The following is a 14843-nucleotide window of genomic DNA, read 5'->3' as shown; positions in this document are numbered from 1 at the left end:
ATCTCCAAAAAATCTTTTTTAATCAATGCGTGTTCAGCCGGTGTAAACATTCTGTTCCCCTGCCTTTCTCGGATGCTGCTCTAAGATCCTTTTATAGATGTCTTCTATGGTCGGCTGAACCAACCGGGCCTCCAAAATGTCGCAGCCATTCTCCACAATCCGCCGCAGTAGTCCAGGCATTTCCTCTTCGTCGCGCAACTCTGCACGCCACCAGCCGTTGTGCTCCACCAAGCCAGAGACCGAAGTCTCATCCAGCTGAAAACCCTCTAAATCTTGTCCCCCACACAGACGGAACTCTGCGTGTGCCCGGCATCCAGACATTTCCCGAAGCGTCTGAAAATCGCCGGAAGCAAGCCATTCTCCGTGGTCCAATATACCAAATTCTGTACAGATACTCTGTGCATAGTGCATCTTTGATGTGCATAACACCACCGTGGTATCCTCACGCGCAGCAAATTTGCTCACCAGCGTATTCAACGCATGTGCAGCTTCATAATCCAAACCATTTGTGGGTTCATCCAGTAAAAGGACACTGGGATAATTGATTAAGGCACGGGCTAAAGAGAGCTTTTGTAACATTCCAGTGGAATAGTTGGAAGCAGGCAGTTCCCGTACCTCCCACAGCTCTAAATCTTTCATCAATTCTGAGACACGGCGCGCCGCAGCCTTTTCTCCCATGCCGGCCGCCTGTGCAAAAAACAGTAGATTTTGCTGACCCGACAAATGGGCATACAGCTTGGCATTTCCTAACATTACACCGCAAATCGCGTGAACACCCGCTGGGTCCTCCGCCGGAGAGCGCCCCAGCACCCTACATTCTCCACTGGTCGGCTTTGTTAAACCGCAGAGCATCCGGATAACTGTTGTTTTTCCCGCTCCCTTTGCCCCCAATAGGCCAAACACTCCCCCTTGTGGAACACAGAGGTTCAAATGATCCACAGCTTGAATCTTCCCATATGTCTTTGTAAGCTGTACCGCTGTGACTGCGTCCAAAGCACAGCCTCCTTTCCCCAACCGCACACCCCAAACAGGCACACGTCTATAAAAGATCAGGGGCGTGATCCACGCCCCTGATCCATGGGCGCAAGCGCCCCTATCCTCAATTTACCCCAAGGGATGCCCGATCATACAGGCATCCTTCTATTCAACCGCAATCTTTCTAACCTAAGAATCCTGCTGGTACAAACTCAAACATTGTGCGGGACAACCATATTGATCTTAGAGAAGTCGTGAATTTCTTCAATATTCTCTTTAATCCCGCGCTTATCCGCTGTCGCCAACAACTTTGTACGATTCTTTAGGAGCTTCTGCATCGTCTCTACGCCGCCAGGGCCTGCAATACAGCCGCCCTCGCATGCCATACCTTCCACGATGTCCTCCTGGAGGCGGTTGGCGTTCAAAATCATCAAGGTCTTCTTGCACTCCTTCGCGCCATTGCACTTGACGCAGGAGAACGGCAGCTCAAAGTTTTCATCATCCAGAACCGCGGCTACAGATGCAGAAACACCACCGCTCTGCGCAAAGCCCTTGCCCAAGCGGCTGCCGTCCTGCTCATTTTCAGCAGCGTCATGAACATTGATGGCCTTTGCTTCAAAGAGCGCCGCAAGCTCCTCAAAGGTAATCACATAGTCTGCCGTATCCTCGACCTTTTTGGCCTCGAGCTTCTTTGCAATACATGGTCCAATAAAGACCACCTTTGCATTCGGGTTGTTCGCTTTAATGTAACGGGAAACCAATGTCATCGGCGAACCCGTCGTCGAAATATTGGGAATTAACTTCGGGAAATGCTTCTCAATCATTTCCACAAAGGCCGGGCAGCAGGAAGTGGTCATCTTTCTGTGGGACTCGACCGCCTCCTTGAGTTCCTGGGCCTCATGCCATGCGGTTGCGTCCGCACCCAAGGAAACTTCGACAACATCCGTAAAGCCCAATTTACGGATTGCCGCCTTGAGCTGGCCGACATTCGCATCTCCAAAGTGACCTTCAATAGCCGGAGCAAATGTTGCAATGACCGGGTCGTCGCTCTTGATCGCTTCAATCACCGCAACGATGTTTGAACGGTCTGTAATCGCACCAAACGGGCATCCAACCACACAGGCGCCGCAGCTGATACAACGGCTGTAATCGATAGAAGCACGATTGTAGTCGTCCTTGCTGATCGCATTGACCGGGCAAGCGCGGATGCAGGGACGCATGGTGTCCGAAATGGCATTGTACGGACAGGCCGCTGCGCAGCGGCCGCATTCTTTACATTTGGCCGGGTCGATATATGCGCCTTTACCTGTGATGGAAATCGCGCCAAACGGGCAGGCCGCCTGGCACTTTTTCGCCAAACATTTCTGACAGTTGTCTGTCACGGTAAAACGGCTGATCGGGCAGCCTTCGCAAGCTGCCGGCAACACGCCGACAATCCCTCGATCGTCCTGCCCCGGAAGGCTCACTCCCTGTGCAGAGGTGATGCGTTCGCGAATGATCTCGCGTTCGCGGTAAATACAGCACCGGAAGGTTGGCACTGGGCCGGGGATAATGTCATACGGAATCTCCTGGATATGCTTATCCAATGTTCCATCAAAGGTATATTTTGCTACCTTTGTGAGCACTTGATATTTCAGTTGTTTCGCGTCATTATCGTATTGCATGATTCTATCCTCGCTTTTCGAAATTGCACCTGCTCCCTCATTTTGCATTGATAAACAATACAAAGTAGACATAGGGGGACAAGCTGACGGCATTCATCCTACGTCCTGGTCCCTCCGCAGGTCAAGAGGCATCCATTCTTCCTTCGTCTAAAAAAGATTGTAAAAATAAGGCTCCACAGAGGGACGCCGAATCCATACCTTTCGACACTTTGCCTTTTTTTTAACAATCCTTTTTTATCATCTTAAATCATTTCTCCTGTCCTGACAAGGGGTAACCTTAATTTCGTGATTAATAATAAACTTTTTCGACGTTCTTCCCCAGTTTCTTGACGAGATCACACAGTTCGTCGATCAGTTTCATTTTAATACTGAGGTCTGACGGAAGCCCTGGATTCTGATGCGCCGGATTGATCGCTTTTCCGATGAAAACGCGCAGGTCCGTGCACTCTTCCAGAAGCATCTTTGCAATCATAGAAGCGCCGTTCTCTTCGTCCAACCGATGGAAATAGAACGAGTCGGCCTCCTTATTCAGATAGTCACGCAAAATATCGACCGTGCGGCTCAGTGTGAGCACGCCTTCGGTCACAAGGTCCACTCCTTCGATCTTGCCCGTAGGCGGAATCGTCGGGTCAACATAATTGATGGAAGTTTCGATTTTGCGATTGAGGACACGCGCCACAATATTGGCACTGGTGCCGCCGCAAACCACCTTTTTCCCATAGGAGGTGATAAAATCGTGCACCATACGGTTGTCATCCTCTTTGTTGACTGGCGGACCAGAAAGCATATTCACTACACTCTTGGGCGAAATACGAATAATCAGATCCGTCGAATCATCGCCCGGCTTGTCGAGATACAGTTCGCGCACGGCCTCCGAAAGGGAAACCGCCAAACGGGGCGCAGAATTTTCCTTCAAAGTCGTCTTGGCCAACCAGGACGATACATTGTCCCAGTTCCAACCAAAATTCAAAGCCTGGCCCACGCCGGCATAAATCACACCGTCGCTGACCAACGCAAGGACGTCGCCCGGCCGCACAGAAAAGGTACACTCTGAAATTTGCTTGCCGCCGTACTCCTTCAACTCGCTGCGCGATTCCAAGTCCATCACTTTGCCATTGCGCACAAAGATACACGGCGGGTTGTCAAATTCCACCAAGTGTGCGGTTCCGTCGTCAAAAATCTGCAAAACGCTGAAAGTTGAGTACGCCAACTTTCGCACACTGCACACCGGCAGTGTCTTTGCGATGGTTTCCACTACCTCAGCGATGGTGGAACCCTCGTGCAGCATGGTTGACACAATGGTGCTGGAGAGCGTCGAAAGAATATTGGCCTTGACACCGCTGCCCAGGCCGTCCGCCAGCACCGCAATGGTGGAATCAGGCGCTCGTATGATCTTAACCTTATCGCCGCAAAGCTCTTCCCCATATTTGTTGAGGCTCCGATATGCGGCATCCACATGCATTTTCATCGAATCATTCCTTTACAGCATAAATTCCGCATCGGAGGCACTCAGTCCTCGTCGAACACGATCATATTTTTCAGCTTGGTCAGCGTTGCCTTCGTCTCCGCTGTGGTTTCACCCAACAGACTTGCAATCTGCTGTGCCGCAACCATTTGCTTATCAATGACCTTCTGGGCCATCTCCATCGTCTCCGCACGCAGTTTATACTGATTCTCAATGCTGGCTTCTTCCTTGGTAATATCCTTAAAGATGCCCATTGCGATATTTTCCTTCGCAATATACACGATGGTCTGTTCCATCGTGATGCCATATTCTTTGTAGTGCACCTTCTTATCCGTGATGGACTGCTTACTATCAAAGACAAACTGGAAGTCCGAGCTGTCAATCAACTCATAGATGCACTTCTGCAATGCCTCGTGGCGGGTAATATGGAAGGCGCGCTCCGCCGCAGCATTAAATTCAATAATATTCAAATCGCTGTCCACAATGATGGTGATATTCGGGGTTTCCGTCAGGACGCAGTTGCTCAAGGACTCCGCGCGCTCCTTCATATAAGGGATGCACATATGTAGTTCCGCCTTGCCTTGGTAGACAGCAATCGCCTTGGCACGGCAGGTGGGGTAACCACAGGAACCACAGTTGAGTTCGTCCTCGGGGCCATTCTTGCCGATCTTTGCCAGAATCGCGCGAATCGTCTCCTCGTCCGGAATATCCTCCTTGTTGGAACGATCGACAAACTGCATTGCCATTGGGATTTTCTCCGGCAGGTTCGGATAGGAATCTGCATCCTCATAGGCATAGTCCCGAATCCTCACGCGGGAAGCAAAGCGGGAGACGGTATCCGTTCCAGAACCAGGGCCATTGACACAGCCGTCGCGGCACATATTGATCTCAATAAAGCAATGGTCGAGCTCCCCGCGCTCCATCGCCCGGCAAAGGTCGATACAGGCGCCGGAACCGGAAACCGACAAGAGCTTCCAATCGCCGATGTCGCCCCTGGACCGCAAGGAAGCGAGAATTCCCTCTTCGATCGGGTACATACGCAGGATCTTCGAACTCGGATTGAGGAATGTCGCCGGTTCCGCCTTTGCAAAGGAGATGTGCTCTTCCTTTAGCCAAGCATTGAGCTCTTCAAACGTCAACACCGCATCAATTTCATTGTTGTGGCGGATGTCTGCTGCTTCGTCTTTCTTCGCAATACAGGGACCTGCAAAGACCACACGCGTCCCAGGACCATAGCTCTGCTTGAGCAGACGCCCATGCGCGATCATAGGGGAGACGACCGGAGCCATCTGATCCACCAACGACGGGTAGTACAGTTCGATCAGACGGTTTACCGAGGGACAGCAGGTGGAGATGATGTTCTTCATGCTGTTTTCCTGCATAATCCGATGGTATTCCGCTGTCACATAAGCTGCGCCCTCCGCTGTTTCTGAAACGCCATAGAAGCCGAGCTCCTTGAGGGCGCCTGCAAATTGATGCACATCGTCAAAATCAAAGCATCCATAATACGAGGGGGCAATCGAAAGGATGACCCTCTCCCCGCTCTTGAGCATTTCTTTGACCAACGCCACATCGCTTACCACCGTTTTTGCATTCTGCGGGCACTGCTCCAAACAGGTTCCACAAAGGATGCAGTCGCGGTCGATGATTTTGGCTTGTTCGTTTTCCACTTTGATCGATTTCACAGGGCAAACCTTGACACATTTATAGCAGTTCTTGCAGTTCGCTTTCTTTAAGCCAATAATACTCATTTGTCATCACCTATCCTAATACTTAGGGGGATTCCCCATTGATACTCTCTGGAGCGCGTTACTTCTCCAAGCGTTTCATAACCTCTCGGTTAAAAAAGGCCTCCGTTTCAAGCGGGGTGACCTTAAAGCGTTCCCCGTCCAAACAGACGCAGACGCCGTTGTTGGTGCACTCTCCCATACAGAAGGAACCCTTTAAGTCAATCTTATCTTCCAGATGATTCATCGAAACCAGACGCTGAAAGATACTGATGACGTCGCGGGAACCTTTCAGGTGGCAGGAACTGCCGATACACACTGTTATTTCCATACTCTCATTTCCTCCTGGGGTGCTCCCCTGCTGCTTGTTTCACACGGCAATGATGCAAAGGACAAAAAAATATAGACCGTGCAATTTTGGTTATATTATAACATTCCAACGTTTTTCTGACAAGAGAATTTATGCGAGATTTCATCATTTCCCCCATCCTCTCCAAAGGAAATGCCTGGAAAGATACATCCATTAAAGACGCCGGTTTTGTAACAGAATAGAGATGGAAAAGGAGGCCGCCGCAGATTTTGAAATCTGCGGCGGCCTCCTTTTGATTACGATTGCCCAGGTACTTCAATGGCTGCTCCATTGTTCAGAATCGTGGGTTTTGTAGCGTCTTGATCGCCCCATACGGTTCCATCAGCAAAGTAAACGCTATAAACATACAATTTTAAGGTTTTCACGCTATCTTCCATAAATTGGTAACGGATCGAATCCGATTTGCCTGCCCCGATCGCCGTATCTGTATACAGTTTATTTTGGCTTGTCCATCCTGCAATTTCATCCCCATATACACCGCAGGGAACGGCATAGAACGGAATTGCCGATATTTCCTGTTCCGTTGTGTTCGTTATGGAAATCGTCCATTCTGGATACCCGATTGACGATGGACCCATTTCAGCGGAGGCAACCATCCCGCAATCGCCATCAAACACCGAACTCTTCGTTGACACGACCTTTTCGGTTGAAGATACGGTTTCATCTGAAAGATTGGCGCTATTTGTGTCCCCTCCCATTCCTACAATCCCGCCAACCACTGGAATGACAACAAGCGCAACGAAAAGCCAAAACCATATTCTTTTGTAAACAGGCGGCTTATTCTTGGCTCCACAAGATAGGCAACTCTTTGCACTTGCAGCAATTTCTACCCCACAGGTTTTACAAATTCACATTTTATCCATCGCGTCGCCCTCTTTCCGTTTTTCCACCCGCATTATATTAACTGTATAAGATAAGCATAGAATAGCCTTTACAGTTTATTTCTCTATATATCATATCTGCCTATACAATTTGAGTATAAATAAACTCATTCGGTGGTTTTTATGGATGTTATCAGATTGGGCAACGGATTCGGAAATAGATGGGCAACTCTTTGTACTTGCAGCAATTTCTACCCCACAGGTTTTACAAATTCACATTTTGTCCATCGCGTCTCCCTGTTTCCGTTTTTCCACCCGCATTATATTAACTGTATAAGATAAGCATAGAATAGCCTTTACAGTTTATTTCTCTATATATCATATCTGCCTATACAATTTGAGTATAAATAAACTCATTCGGTGATTTTTATGGATGTTATCAGATTGGGCCACGGATTCGAAAATATAGGGCTATCACAAGAGCAATTGGCGGAACAAATCGGGATTTCTGTTACGCATATGGGCCATATTGAGACCGGAAATACGTAGCTAAGTTTACCTATCTTTGCCAAACTTGTAAAAATCCTTGAGACCCCAACAGACGACCTGTTATTTAATCCCTTCGTCGCGTAAAGCATCCTTAAACGAATGGGGGCAAGCATTGGAAAGCTGTTCGACCACACAACTCCGGGTCATAACCAATATAGCCAAAGCCACAAAAATAGCTTTAGAAAAATGTCAAGAGAATCATAAGGGGCGGTTATAACAGAGGGCATTTCTAACGAAGGCAGGTCATATAGCAGGTTATGCATCGTAGGCTAGGAGGGGAGAACCCCTGTGTCTTCCCAAAAGCGCAAAAAACGGGCAAGAAGCCACAGCTTCTTGCCCGTCCTTGTCGCAATCGGTTTCTTAGGCCACAAGTCCGTTTATTCGGTTCATCCTTGGCCAACGTTCATCAAAAGCGACCGCTCTTTTTCCACGGTTTATGCTTCCGCTTCGTACTCGCTTTCATCGTCTTCGTCCTCGTCGGTCTCCCAAGCGAGCGCCTCCAGCAAGCGAAGCGCCTGGCGATGGGTTTCTTCGCGGGATTGAACAATCCGTTCCACCGCTTCGGCCTTCAGCCGGGCGGCCTCTGTATCGTCGCCCCCCTGCGGAATCTTTTCAATTGTGGTAAAAGCGTCCTTTAAATAAGCGGTATCGCTTAGTATACGGTCGATGCGTTCCAAAATTTCCTTTGCAGAAATTTGCCGATCGCTCATAGCTATATCCTCCAACTGTTTTACTGGCGGACACGCAAGGCGGATCCGGTCCGGGCCGACAAAGCATGCCCTGCCCTTTTTTACCAATTGTTTCGCCCGGCGCGGATAGGTGGATTCACAGCGATTCCCCCATCCGTCCTCCACGACAATGGTCCGTTCGATGGGTATCGTCCCCTCTCCGTTTGGGAAATGTACATGCCCTGTTTTTTGTGATGGGTGCCGTCCCCCATGTACCAACCTCAGTATATTCCATATATAGCAAAAACGCAAGGGTAAGATCACGCCCTCTGAACATGCCGTTTATCCCGGTGAAACAACAGGCGGAACAGCGGAAAGAACAGCAGGAGAAGAAAAGGAAATAGGGGCATGGCGATTTTCCCAGTGCCCTGATCCAAAAAGCAGGATACGGTCAAAAAATTCCACATTCCATGCAATCCGACTCCCATCCAAATACTCCCGGTGCAATGAACGAGGTAATTCGCTAAAAGGCCGAACAGAAAAGCAAAGAGTAGCAGAGCATTTTTTTCATAGGCGCCCAAGCTGTGGAACACCAACACAATCGCCGCGGAGAGCAGGCTCCTCCTCCAAAAGGGCCACTCGCAGAACAGGTTCTGAAACAGGTATCCGCGGAAAAACAACTCTTCGCAGAAGCCCAATAGCAGATAATGGACAAGCCGGGAACCGCTCGCACTCTGGCGTAGGGCGACAAAAAAATCATTCCGGCCTGTCGAAAGGCCGACCAACCAAAGGACAACCACCATCCAAGCGGCTGCCCAAAGCATCCCAAAGAAAAAGTAACCGATGTCTATCCGCCGTGCCGTCAGCCCCACCGCCTGTAGGGGCTTTTTCTCAAACCCCCATACACAGATCAAAACAGGCGACAAGGCCGCTATTACAAACAGGAACTTGCCGAGTAACCCAGGAAGGCGGCCAGCCAGAAGAATTACCGCGGCCCCAAATAATCCGATTGTCAAACCAGTCGTAACAATCAACCGCGCAAAATTCAACAGGTATTGTCTGGCATATGGGGGGCCCATGGTCATCCTCCTTTGCTGGCCGTATTGATAACGCTGAAAAATTTCTGCTTATTCCAGGTTGAGTTTCTTTTTGAGCATCAGGCGGGTAATCACATAAAATACTGCGCCAAACACCAACGAAAACCCTATCCCATAAAGCATTGTCCCCTGGAAGAAATCCGCAACCTGTACCGGAGTGGGAGACCCACCCTGCTCCGTGATCGCGGTAAACCAGTTTGTGATGAAGGGCAACATCACAAGGGAAGCCGTCTGCATCACAACGTTGAACCCCAAGTACACGCCGAGTCCGAGGATCAGCTTATGACGGGAACTCATACAGCCGATCACTATCGAGGCATAAATCTGTAGAATCCCCGCTACCAGACTGGTCAACATCGCCAGCAGAATCACCGCACAGATCGAAAACAGGTTGATCCCATTCGCTGCCGCCAGGGACGGAAGTCGCCACAGCACTTCGATCATGGCGCTCCAAATGTCCCCGTCAATCAACAGGAAAAAGAGGGAAACCATTGCGATAAGGACGCTAAAAATGTTCCAGATCGTTGCAACGATCAGTTTGCTGAGGATCAATCCGTCCTGCGAGACCGGCAGGGTAAACATCAAATAGCCCTCATCCGTCATAAAATTCTTATAAAAACGCTGAATCGTCGCCACCATGGCAATCACAAAGACTGCAACGACCGCAACAATGTAGAGCATCATCGAGATGACCGCTGGAATCTCCAGAAACTCAGAATTGCCAAGGCCAAACTGCAAGGAGAGGCGGTTTACTACTGTCAAAAGAATCAGGAGGGCAAAGAACGGCAAATACAGGCGGGCCGTCCCTTTGAACTCATATTTAATCAGTTTTCCTAACATCTGAACACCTCCCGGAACAGCGCGTCTACGCTCTTATCCTGTTTTTCACGGATGTCGTCCACCGAAGAAGTTAAAACGACGCTTCCCTGATTGATAAAAATGACGTCATCCAGGATCTGCTCCACATCTGAAATCAAGTGAGTGGAGATCAGAACCGTGGCGTTTTCATTGTAATTTCCGATAATCGTATTCAGGATATAATCGCGTGCTGCGGGGTCAACTCCGCCGATCGGCTCGTCAAGCAAATACAGCTGCGCTTCCCGGCTCATCACCAAGATCAGCTGCACCTTTTCCTTGGTCCCTTTGCTCATGGTCTTAATTCTGGATTTGGTCTGGATATTTAACCGCGCTAACATATCGCGCGCCTTTTCCATATTGAAATCGGCATAAAAGTCGTTGAACAAATCCAACATGTCCTGTACCGTCATCCACTCAGTCAGATAGGTACGTTCCGGCAAATAAGAGACGATCTTTTTGGTCTCAATGCCCGGCGCTTTTCCATCCACCAAGATGGTGCCCTGCGTAGGGGTCAGCAAGCCGTTTGCCAGCTTAATCAGGGTGCTTTTTCCGCTGCCGTTTGGACCCAACAGGCCGACAATCCGTCCCTTTGGTACGGTCAGGTCGACGTTATTGAGCGCCAAGCAGTTCGGAAAGAACTTGATTAGTCCGCGGCACTCTAAAATGTTTTCCATCAATCATTCCTCCTTGCCTCCGGCAAAACTCCGGGGCGGTTCTTTGTATCTTTACACGCCGGAGCCGATCGATTCGATCTCTTCCGGATGATTTAAATAGTTGGCTGCATCTTCAGGAATCTGAAAATGCAGGGACTGTCCAAGAACTTCCAACGAAAGGTATGGAGCGTCCACATAGACGGTAAATTTCAAAAGTTCATCCATACTGCCGTCCGTGCTCGATTCCCCAAATAGAACGGTCTTCTCCTGCTGAAAGGAATAGACCACACTTGCTTCGGCGTCCTCTGGGAGAGTCCCAATCTTCCACTCATCGATTTGCAACTGTTCTACGAAGGTTTCAATGTGTTCCTTCTCTGTTGCGGTATAGACGGGGACGTCCTCCCCAACCCGAACTGCGGTAATCTCCTGCGCCTTCGCAAAATCGCTGTTCTGTACCGCTCCATCCATCTGTGCAGCATCTCCCAAGGCACATCCATTCAACAGACAGCCAACAGCCAAAAATGACAAGGCGACTGTTCCGATCCTTTTCATACCGATTTCCCTCTTTCTATACCAAAGTCAGGCGCTGTCGCGCTTTGAATCCCCCAGTGATTGCAATAGCTCGATGGTTTGCTGCCGGTCAAAGCCGAGGTGTCCCATACTTTCCAAAAATTCTTTTACCAACCCCGTGGCAAGGCTTCGTTTTGTCTGCATAATTCTTTCCACATCCTCCGTCACATATCGTCCACTGGTCCGCTGTGTGTACAAAAGCCCATCCGCTTCCAGTTGTGAAAGCGCACGCTGCATGGTATTTGGGTTCACCGCTGCATCTGCGGCCAGATCTCGCACAGAGGGCAGCTTTGCGCCCGGCGGATACAATCCGGATACAATCATCAACTCAATCTGTTCGATCAGCTGTGCATAGATCGGCCGGTCTGATTTTAAGTTCCATCCCATTTCTTCACCTCCATTGTACTATTGTACTAACGACCTAATACAATAGTACAGCTATTTTTTGGAATTGTCAAGTCCTCCCACAAAAAAAATCAAAAATGCCCATGGAATATACCATGGGCATTTTTGTATGTCGCTTTTATGGTTCTCTATTGTCCAGAATCCGATTCCCTTGATAGAGAGGATGCGCCAAAGGCTTTTCTTTAAAATGCTTCAATCTGATTCGCTCTCCATCGGAATGTAGTAGGGGGTACCGGTCACATCGTCTCTCAGGACGCGTGCTTGCACTCCAAATACCGAAGCAATCAGCTCTTCGGTAAGGATATCTTCCGGTAAACCGTCTGCAAACACCCGATGATCCTGCATCACGACAATGCGGTCTGCATAACGCGCTGCCTGATTGAGATCGTGCAGCACCATCACCGTAGTGATCCCCTTCTCCCGATTTAGGCGGCGCACCAGCCGCAAAATCTCATATTGGCAGCCGATGTCCAAAAAGGTGGTAGGCTCGTCCAGCAGCATGATTTCTGGCTCTTGAGCCAAAAGCATGGCGATCCAGGCGCGTTGACGTTCTCCACCGGAGAGCGTCTCCACAGGACGATCGCATAAATGTACAATATTCACATCCGCGACGGCACGGTCCACCACGTCAAAGTCCTTTTGTGTCAATCTGCCTCCAAACCCTGCATAGGGATAACGGCCACAACACACCAGACGGCGTACCGTGTAATCCTCAGGCGAACGCACCCCTTGCGACAAGATCGCCAATCGTTGGGCCAATTTTTTGGTATTCTGACGGAAAATGGATTGTCCATCGAGCAACACATCTCCCTCTAAAGGGAATAGACTGCGCGACATGGTTTTGAGCAGGGTCGATTTTCCACAACCGTTTCGCCCGATGATCGCTGTGAGAGAACCTTCTGCAAAGTCGAGAGAGACGTTTTCAAGGACGGTTTTTGCGCCGTATTTGATGGTAATATTTTTTGCCTGCAACATCGTGTTTCGACCTCCCCCTCAAAACATACAGGAAAAATGGTGCGCCCAGGATGGCGAGGATGATGCCCACCGGCACTTCGATCGGGGGGACAAGCACGCGCCCCAACGTATCGCACAGCATGACAAGCGTCGCGCCGCCTAAGGCCGCGCCAGGTACAAGGTAACGCTCGTCCGTCCCGATCAACATCCGAATGAGATGGGGAGCAATCAATCCGACGAAACTCAACAGCCCCGCTACACTGACCGCCGCCGCCGCCAGAAGTGCAGATACCGCAATCGCCAACACCCGCGTCCGCTCCACGTGCAGTCCCAAACCAGTGGCCGCCTCATCTCCCAACAGCAGCACATTCAATTGCTGGGAAAGAAGCGCCGCAAGCGCCAATCCAACGGCCGCATAGGGAAGCAGCATCCAGACGTGCCTCCAGGTCACACCGGAAAGCCCTCCCACGGAAAAACTGACAAACCCGGTCAGTTCATCCGGGAAAAAGACCATCAGGGCGTCCACCCCTGCACGCAGAAAAGTGGAGGTCGCTACCCCGGCCAAGATCATCCGCGTCGGATTGATTCCATTGCGCCATGCCAGCAGATAGATCGCCAGCGTGGTGGCCAGCCCTCCCAAAAAAGCGGCTGGCGGCAAAACCGTGTAGAGATTGCCGGGAAACAGCACCATTGCCAGCATTCCAAAAAATCCAGCCCCGGAAGAAACGCCGATCACACTGGGCGAAGCGAGCGGATTGCGCATCACCGCCTGCAACAATACACCGGATACCGCCAAGCAAGCCCCGACCATCGCCCCTGCCAGTGCCCGGGGAAGGCGTAAGTTAAAAACAATCTGTCTTTGTACGCCGCTCGTATCCACAAACAGGGCGCGCCCCACCTCAGTGAGGGATAGATTCACTGCACCCGCGCCAACGCTGAGGAAAAATGCCAAAACACAGAGCCCTGTCAACAGCGCCAATGCGGTCAGCCGCGCGGCGGTCCGGTGACCACCATCAAGACGCATCGCCATAGAGCTTTTCTGCGAAGTAAGCGAATGCCTCCGGATAACGGGCATTTGGCTTTAAAGTCGAGTACTCTCGCGGCACCGTGTACACGCGCCCTTCCTGAACCGCACGTACTTCCTGCCAAGCGGGATTGTTCTGAATCTCATCCAAAGCGTTTTGTTCCGCCTTTTTTCCGCCGTTCGCCATCTGGATAAACAAAACATCCGGGTTGCTTTCCAATACCTTCTCCATGCTGTAATCAACCATGGATTGGCCGTTTGCCGCCTCTCCATCGATGATGTTTACTGCGCCAAGGCGTTCCAGCATATCGCCGATCACACTTTCGCGAACACCAGCCTTCACGTACTTGGCCGTTGCATAGAGAATCATCACCTTCTGTTGGGGCTGCCCTTGTACCTTTTCAACCTCTGCATCCACTTGGGCCTGAATCCCATCCAATGCCTCCAGCCGCTCGGGCTGATCGGTGATATGGGTGAATAATTCGAACAGATCGCAGAAATCCTGATAATCCTTATAGCGTACGGAAATATTCGGAATTCCCGCCTCCTGCAAGGCTGGCTGAATCTCCCGGTTCTTCGTCAAAGTATTCACCAAAATAACCAGGTCTGGCTCATAACTGACGATCTTTTCCACACTTGGCGTACTCATCGTTCCAATGGTCGGCAGCTCCTTCGCCTCTTCCGGGATATTGTCCTCCCCCTCGATGCGGGCGACGGCTGTTCCTCCCGCCATATACCACAGTTCCATGACCGCATTGAGCATGACCACCACGCGCTGTGGGCGCTTCTGAATGGTGACCTCCCCTGCCAGCATGTCGTCGTAAGTGATGGTGTCCTCTGTTTCTGCAATCACCCCCACTGGCAGATCCTGCTCCTCAGAGGAAGCGGATTCTGCGCTGCTGGCGGGTTCCGACGATTCTACAGAGTTGGAGGGCTCTGTGACATTCTGTACCTGTGGGCCGCAACCCACCATGGAAAAAAGAAGCACCAAGGCGAGCAAAAACGCCGCCGTAGCCTTCCCAACAATTCGATTTTTCATATGA

Annotated in this window: 16 protein-coding genes; 1 reads left to right on the top strand and 15 read right to left on the bottom strand. The window is 50.4% G+C overall.

All coding sequences use genetic code 11. The features are described 5' to 3' along the window. Window positions 1-33: 33 nt before the first annotated feature. The 6 genes from B9Y59_RS02230 to B9Y59_RS02205 all read right to left on the bottom strand — a co-directional run bounded on the left by B9Y59_RS02230 (window position 34) and on the right by B9Y59_RS02205 (window position 6899). Window positions 34-993 (bottom strand): ABC transporter ATP-binding protein, encoded by a 960-nt coding sequence (locus B9Y59_RS02230; protein ID WP_085531560.1) that lies wholly within the window; start codon window positions 991-993, stop codon window positions 34-36. A gap of 194 nt (window positions 994-1187) precedes the next feature. Next, a complete protein-coding gene (locus B9Y59_RS02225) occupies window positions 1188-2639 on the bottom strand; it encodes a 4Fe-4S dicluster domain-containing protein (RefSeq protein WP_085534454.1) in 1452 nt (483 codons plus the stop codon). A gap of 289 nt (window positions 2640-2928) precedes the next feature. Continuing rightward, complete coding sequence (locus B9Y59_RS02220; RefSeq protein WP_054323486.1) at window positions 2929-4107, bottom strand: SpoIIE family protein phosphatase; 1179 nt, start codon at window positions 4105-4107, stop codon at window positions 2929-2931. Between the two features lie 41 nt (window positions 4108-4148). Continuing rightward, on the bottom strand, window positions 4149-5855 hold the full coding sequence (locus tag B9Y59_RS02215; RefSeq protein ID WP_054323485.1) for a [Fe-Fe] hydrogenase large subunit C-terminal domain-containing protein: 1707 nt from the start codon (window positions 5853-5855) through the stop codon (window positions 4149-4151). A 58-nt stretch (window positions 5856-5913) separates the two neighbouring features. After that, window positions 5914-6162 (bottom strand): (2Fe-2S) ferredoxin domain-containing protein, encoded by a 249-nt coding sequence (locus B9Y59_RS02210; RefSeq protein ID WP_085531558.1) that lies wholly within the window; start codon window positions 6160-6162, stop codon window positions 5914-5916. A gap of 275 nt (window positions 6163-6437) precedes the next feature. Continuing rightward, window positions 6438-6899, bottom strand: coding sequence for a hypothetical protein (locus tag B9Y59_RS02205; protein WP_085531555.1), 462 nt, complete (start codon window positions 6897-6899; stop codon window positions 6438-6440). 552 nt (window positions 6900-7451) lie between these two features. On the opposite strand from B9Y59_RS02205, the gene B9Y59_RS16700 reads away from it, so the two are divergent. Further along, window positions 7452-7571: a helix-turn-helix domain-containing protein gene (locus tag B9Y59_RS16700; protein ID WP_442856145.1), complete on the top strand. Its 120-nt coding sequence runs from the start codon at window positions 7452-7454 to the stop codon at window positions 7569-7571. 434 nt (window positions 7572-8005) lie between these two features. Here B9Y59_RS16700 and B9Y59_RS02200 read toward each other — a convergent pair whose 3' ends face one another. From B9Y59_RS02200 to B9Y59_RS02160, 9 genes are all read right to left on the bottom strand, one after another. Beyond that, window positions 8006-8281, bottom strand: a complete 276-nt coding sequence (locus B9Y59_RS02200; RefSeq protein WP_143255211.1) for a hypothetical protein — start codon at window positions 8279-8281, stop codon at window positions 8006-8008. Window positions 8282-8559: 278 nt separating this feature from the next. After that, a complete protein-coding gene (locus tag B9Y59_RS02195) occupies window positions 8560-9318 on the bottom strand; it encodes a type II CAAX endopeptidase family protein (protein ID WP_158088920.1) in 759 nt (252 codons plus the stop codon). Window positions 9319-9366: 48 nt separating this feature from the next. Further along, window positions 9367-10176 carry a hypothetical protein gene (locus B9Y59_RS02190; RefSeq protein ID WP_085531548.1) on the bottom strand — a complete coding sequence of 270 codons (810 nt, stop codon included), beginning with the start codon at window positions 10174-10176 and terminating at the stop codon, window positions 9367-9369. Further along, window positions 10170-10868: an ABC transporter ATP-binding protein gene (locus tag B9Y59_RS02185; protein ID WP_054323478.1), complete on the bottom strand. Its 699-nt coding sequence runs from the start codon at window positions 10866-10868 to the stop codon at window positions 10170-10172. Before B9Y59_RS02185 ends, B9Y59_RS02190 begins: the two co-directional genes overlap by 7 nt. 51 nt (window positions 10869-10919) lie before the next feature. After that, entirely contained in the window at window positions 10920-11399 is a 480-nt protein-coding gene (locus B9Y59_RS02180) for a hypothetical protein (protein ID WP_085531546.1), read from the bottom strand. A gap of 27 nt (window positions 11400-11426) precedes the next feature. Next, window positions 11427-11804, bottom strand: a complete 378-nt coding sequence (locus B9Y59_RS02175) for a GntR family transcriptional regulator (protein ID WP_085531544.1) — start codon at window positions 11802-11804, stop codon at window positions 11427-11429. A 210-nt stretch (window positions 11805-12014) separates the two neighbouring features. Then, the gene (locus B9Y59_RS02170; RefSeq protein WP_054323476.1) at window positions 12015-12797 is read right to left on the bottom strand and encodes an ABC transporter ATP-binding protein; all 783 of its coding nucleotides are present in this window, start codon (window positions 12795-12797) and stop codon (window positions 12015-12017) included. After that, window positions 12745-13806 (bottom strand): FecCD family ABC transporter permease, encoded by a 1062-nt coding sequence (locus tag B9Y59_RS02165; protein ID WP_143255210.1) that lies wholly within the window; start codon window positions 13804-13806, stop codon window positions 12745-12747. The genes B9Y59_RS02170 and B9Y59_RS02165 overlap by 53 nt, the downstream gene beginning before the upstream one ends. Then, complete coding sequence (locus B9Y59_RS02160) at window positions 13790-14839, bottom strand: ABC transporter substrate-binding protein (protein WP_085531542.1); 1050 nt, start codon at window positions 14837-14839, stop codon at window positions 13790-13792. Before B9Y59_RS02160 ends, B9Y59_RS02165 begins: the two co-directional genes overlap by 17 nt. Window positions 14840-14843 lie beyond the last annotated feature (4 nt).

Origin of the sequence: Anaeromassilibacillus sp. Marseille-P3371 (assembly GCF_900169665.1) — a bacterium.
Lineage (GTDB): Bacteria > Bacillota > Clostridia > Oscillospirales > Acutalibacteraceae > Anaeromassilibacillus.
Note: the sequence above shows the minus strand (reverse complement) of the source record. Positions and strands in the feature narration are given on the sequence as shown.

Bases quoted from the DNA above. Each gene is read 5' to 3' on its own strand.
- B9Y59_RS02225 (WP_085534454.1), bottom strand. From the start codon at position 2,639: ATGCAATACGATAATGACGCGAAACAACTGAAATATCAAGTGCTCACA.
- B9Y59_RS02220 (WP_054323486.1), bottom strand. From the start codon at position 4,107: ATGAAAATGCATGTGGATGCCGCATATCGGAGCCTCAACAAATATGGG.
- B9Y59_RS02215 (WP_054323485.1), bottom strand. From the start codon at position 5,855: ATGAGTATTATTGGCTTAAAGAAAGCGAACTGCAAGAACTGCTATAAA.
- B9Y59_RS02210 (WP_085531558.1), bottom strand. From the start codon at position 6,162: ATGGAAATAACAGTGTGTATCGGCAGTTCCTGCCACCTGAAAGGTTCC.
- B9Y59_RS02205 (WP_085531555.1), bottom strand. From the start codon at position 6,899: ATGGGAGGGGACACAAATAGCGCCAATCTTTCAGATGAAACCGTATCT.
- B9Y59_RS16700 (WP_442856145.1), top strand. From the start codon at position 7,452: ATGGATGTTATCAGATTGGGCCACGGATTCGAAAATATAGGGCTATCA.
- B9Y59_RS02200 (WP_143255211.1), bottom strand. From the start codon at position 8,281: ATGAGCGATCGGCAAATTTCTGCAAAGGAAATTTTGGAACGCATCGAC.
- B9Y59_RS02195 (WP_158088920.1), bottom strand. From the start codon at position 9,318: ATGGGCCCCCCATATGCCAGACAATACCTGTTGAATTTTGCGCGGTTG.
- B9Y59_RS02190 (WP_085531548.1), bottom strand. From the start codon at position 10,176: ATGTTAGGAAAACTGATTAAATATGAGTTCAAAGGGACGGCCCGCCTG.
- B9Y59_RS02185 (WP_054323478.1), bottom strand. From the start codon at position 10,868: ATGGAAAACATTTTAGAGTGCCGCGGACTAATCAAGTTCTTTCCGAAC.
- B9Y59_RS02180 (WP_085531546.1), bottom strand. From the start codon at position 11,399: ATGAAAAGGATCGGAACAGTCGCCTTGTCATTTTTGGCTGTTGGCTGT.
- B9Y59_RS02175 (WP_085531544.1), bottom strand. From the start codon at position 11,804: ATGGGATGGAACTTAAAATCAGACCGGCCGATCTATGCACAGCTGATC.
- B9Y59_RS02170 (WP_054323476.1), bottom strand. From the start codon at position 12,797: ATGTTGCAGGCAAAAAATATTACCATCAAATACGGCGCAAAAACCGTC.
- B9Y59_RS02165 (WP_143255210.1), bottom strand. From the start codon at position 13,806: ATGGCGATGCGTCTTGATGGTGGTCACCGGACCGCCGCGCGGCTGACC.
- B9Y59_RS02160 (WP_085531542.1), bottom strand. From the start codon at position 14,839: ATGAAAAATCGAATTGTTGGGAAGGCTACGGCGGCGTTTTTGCTCGCC.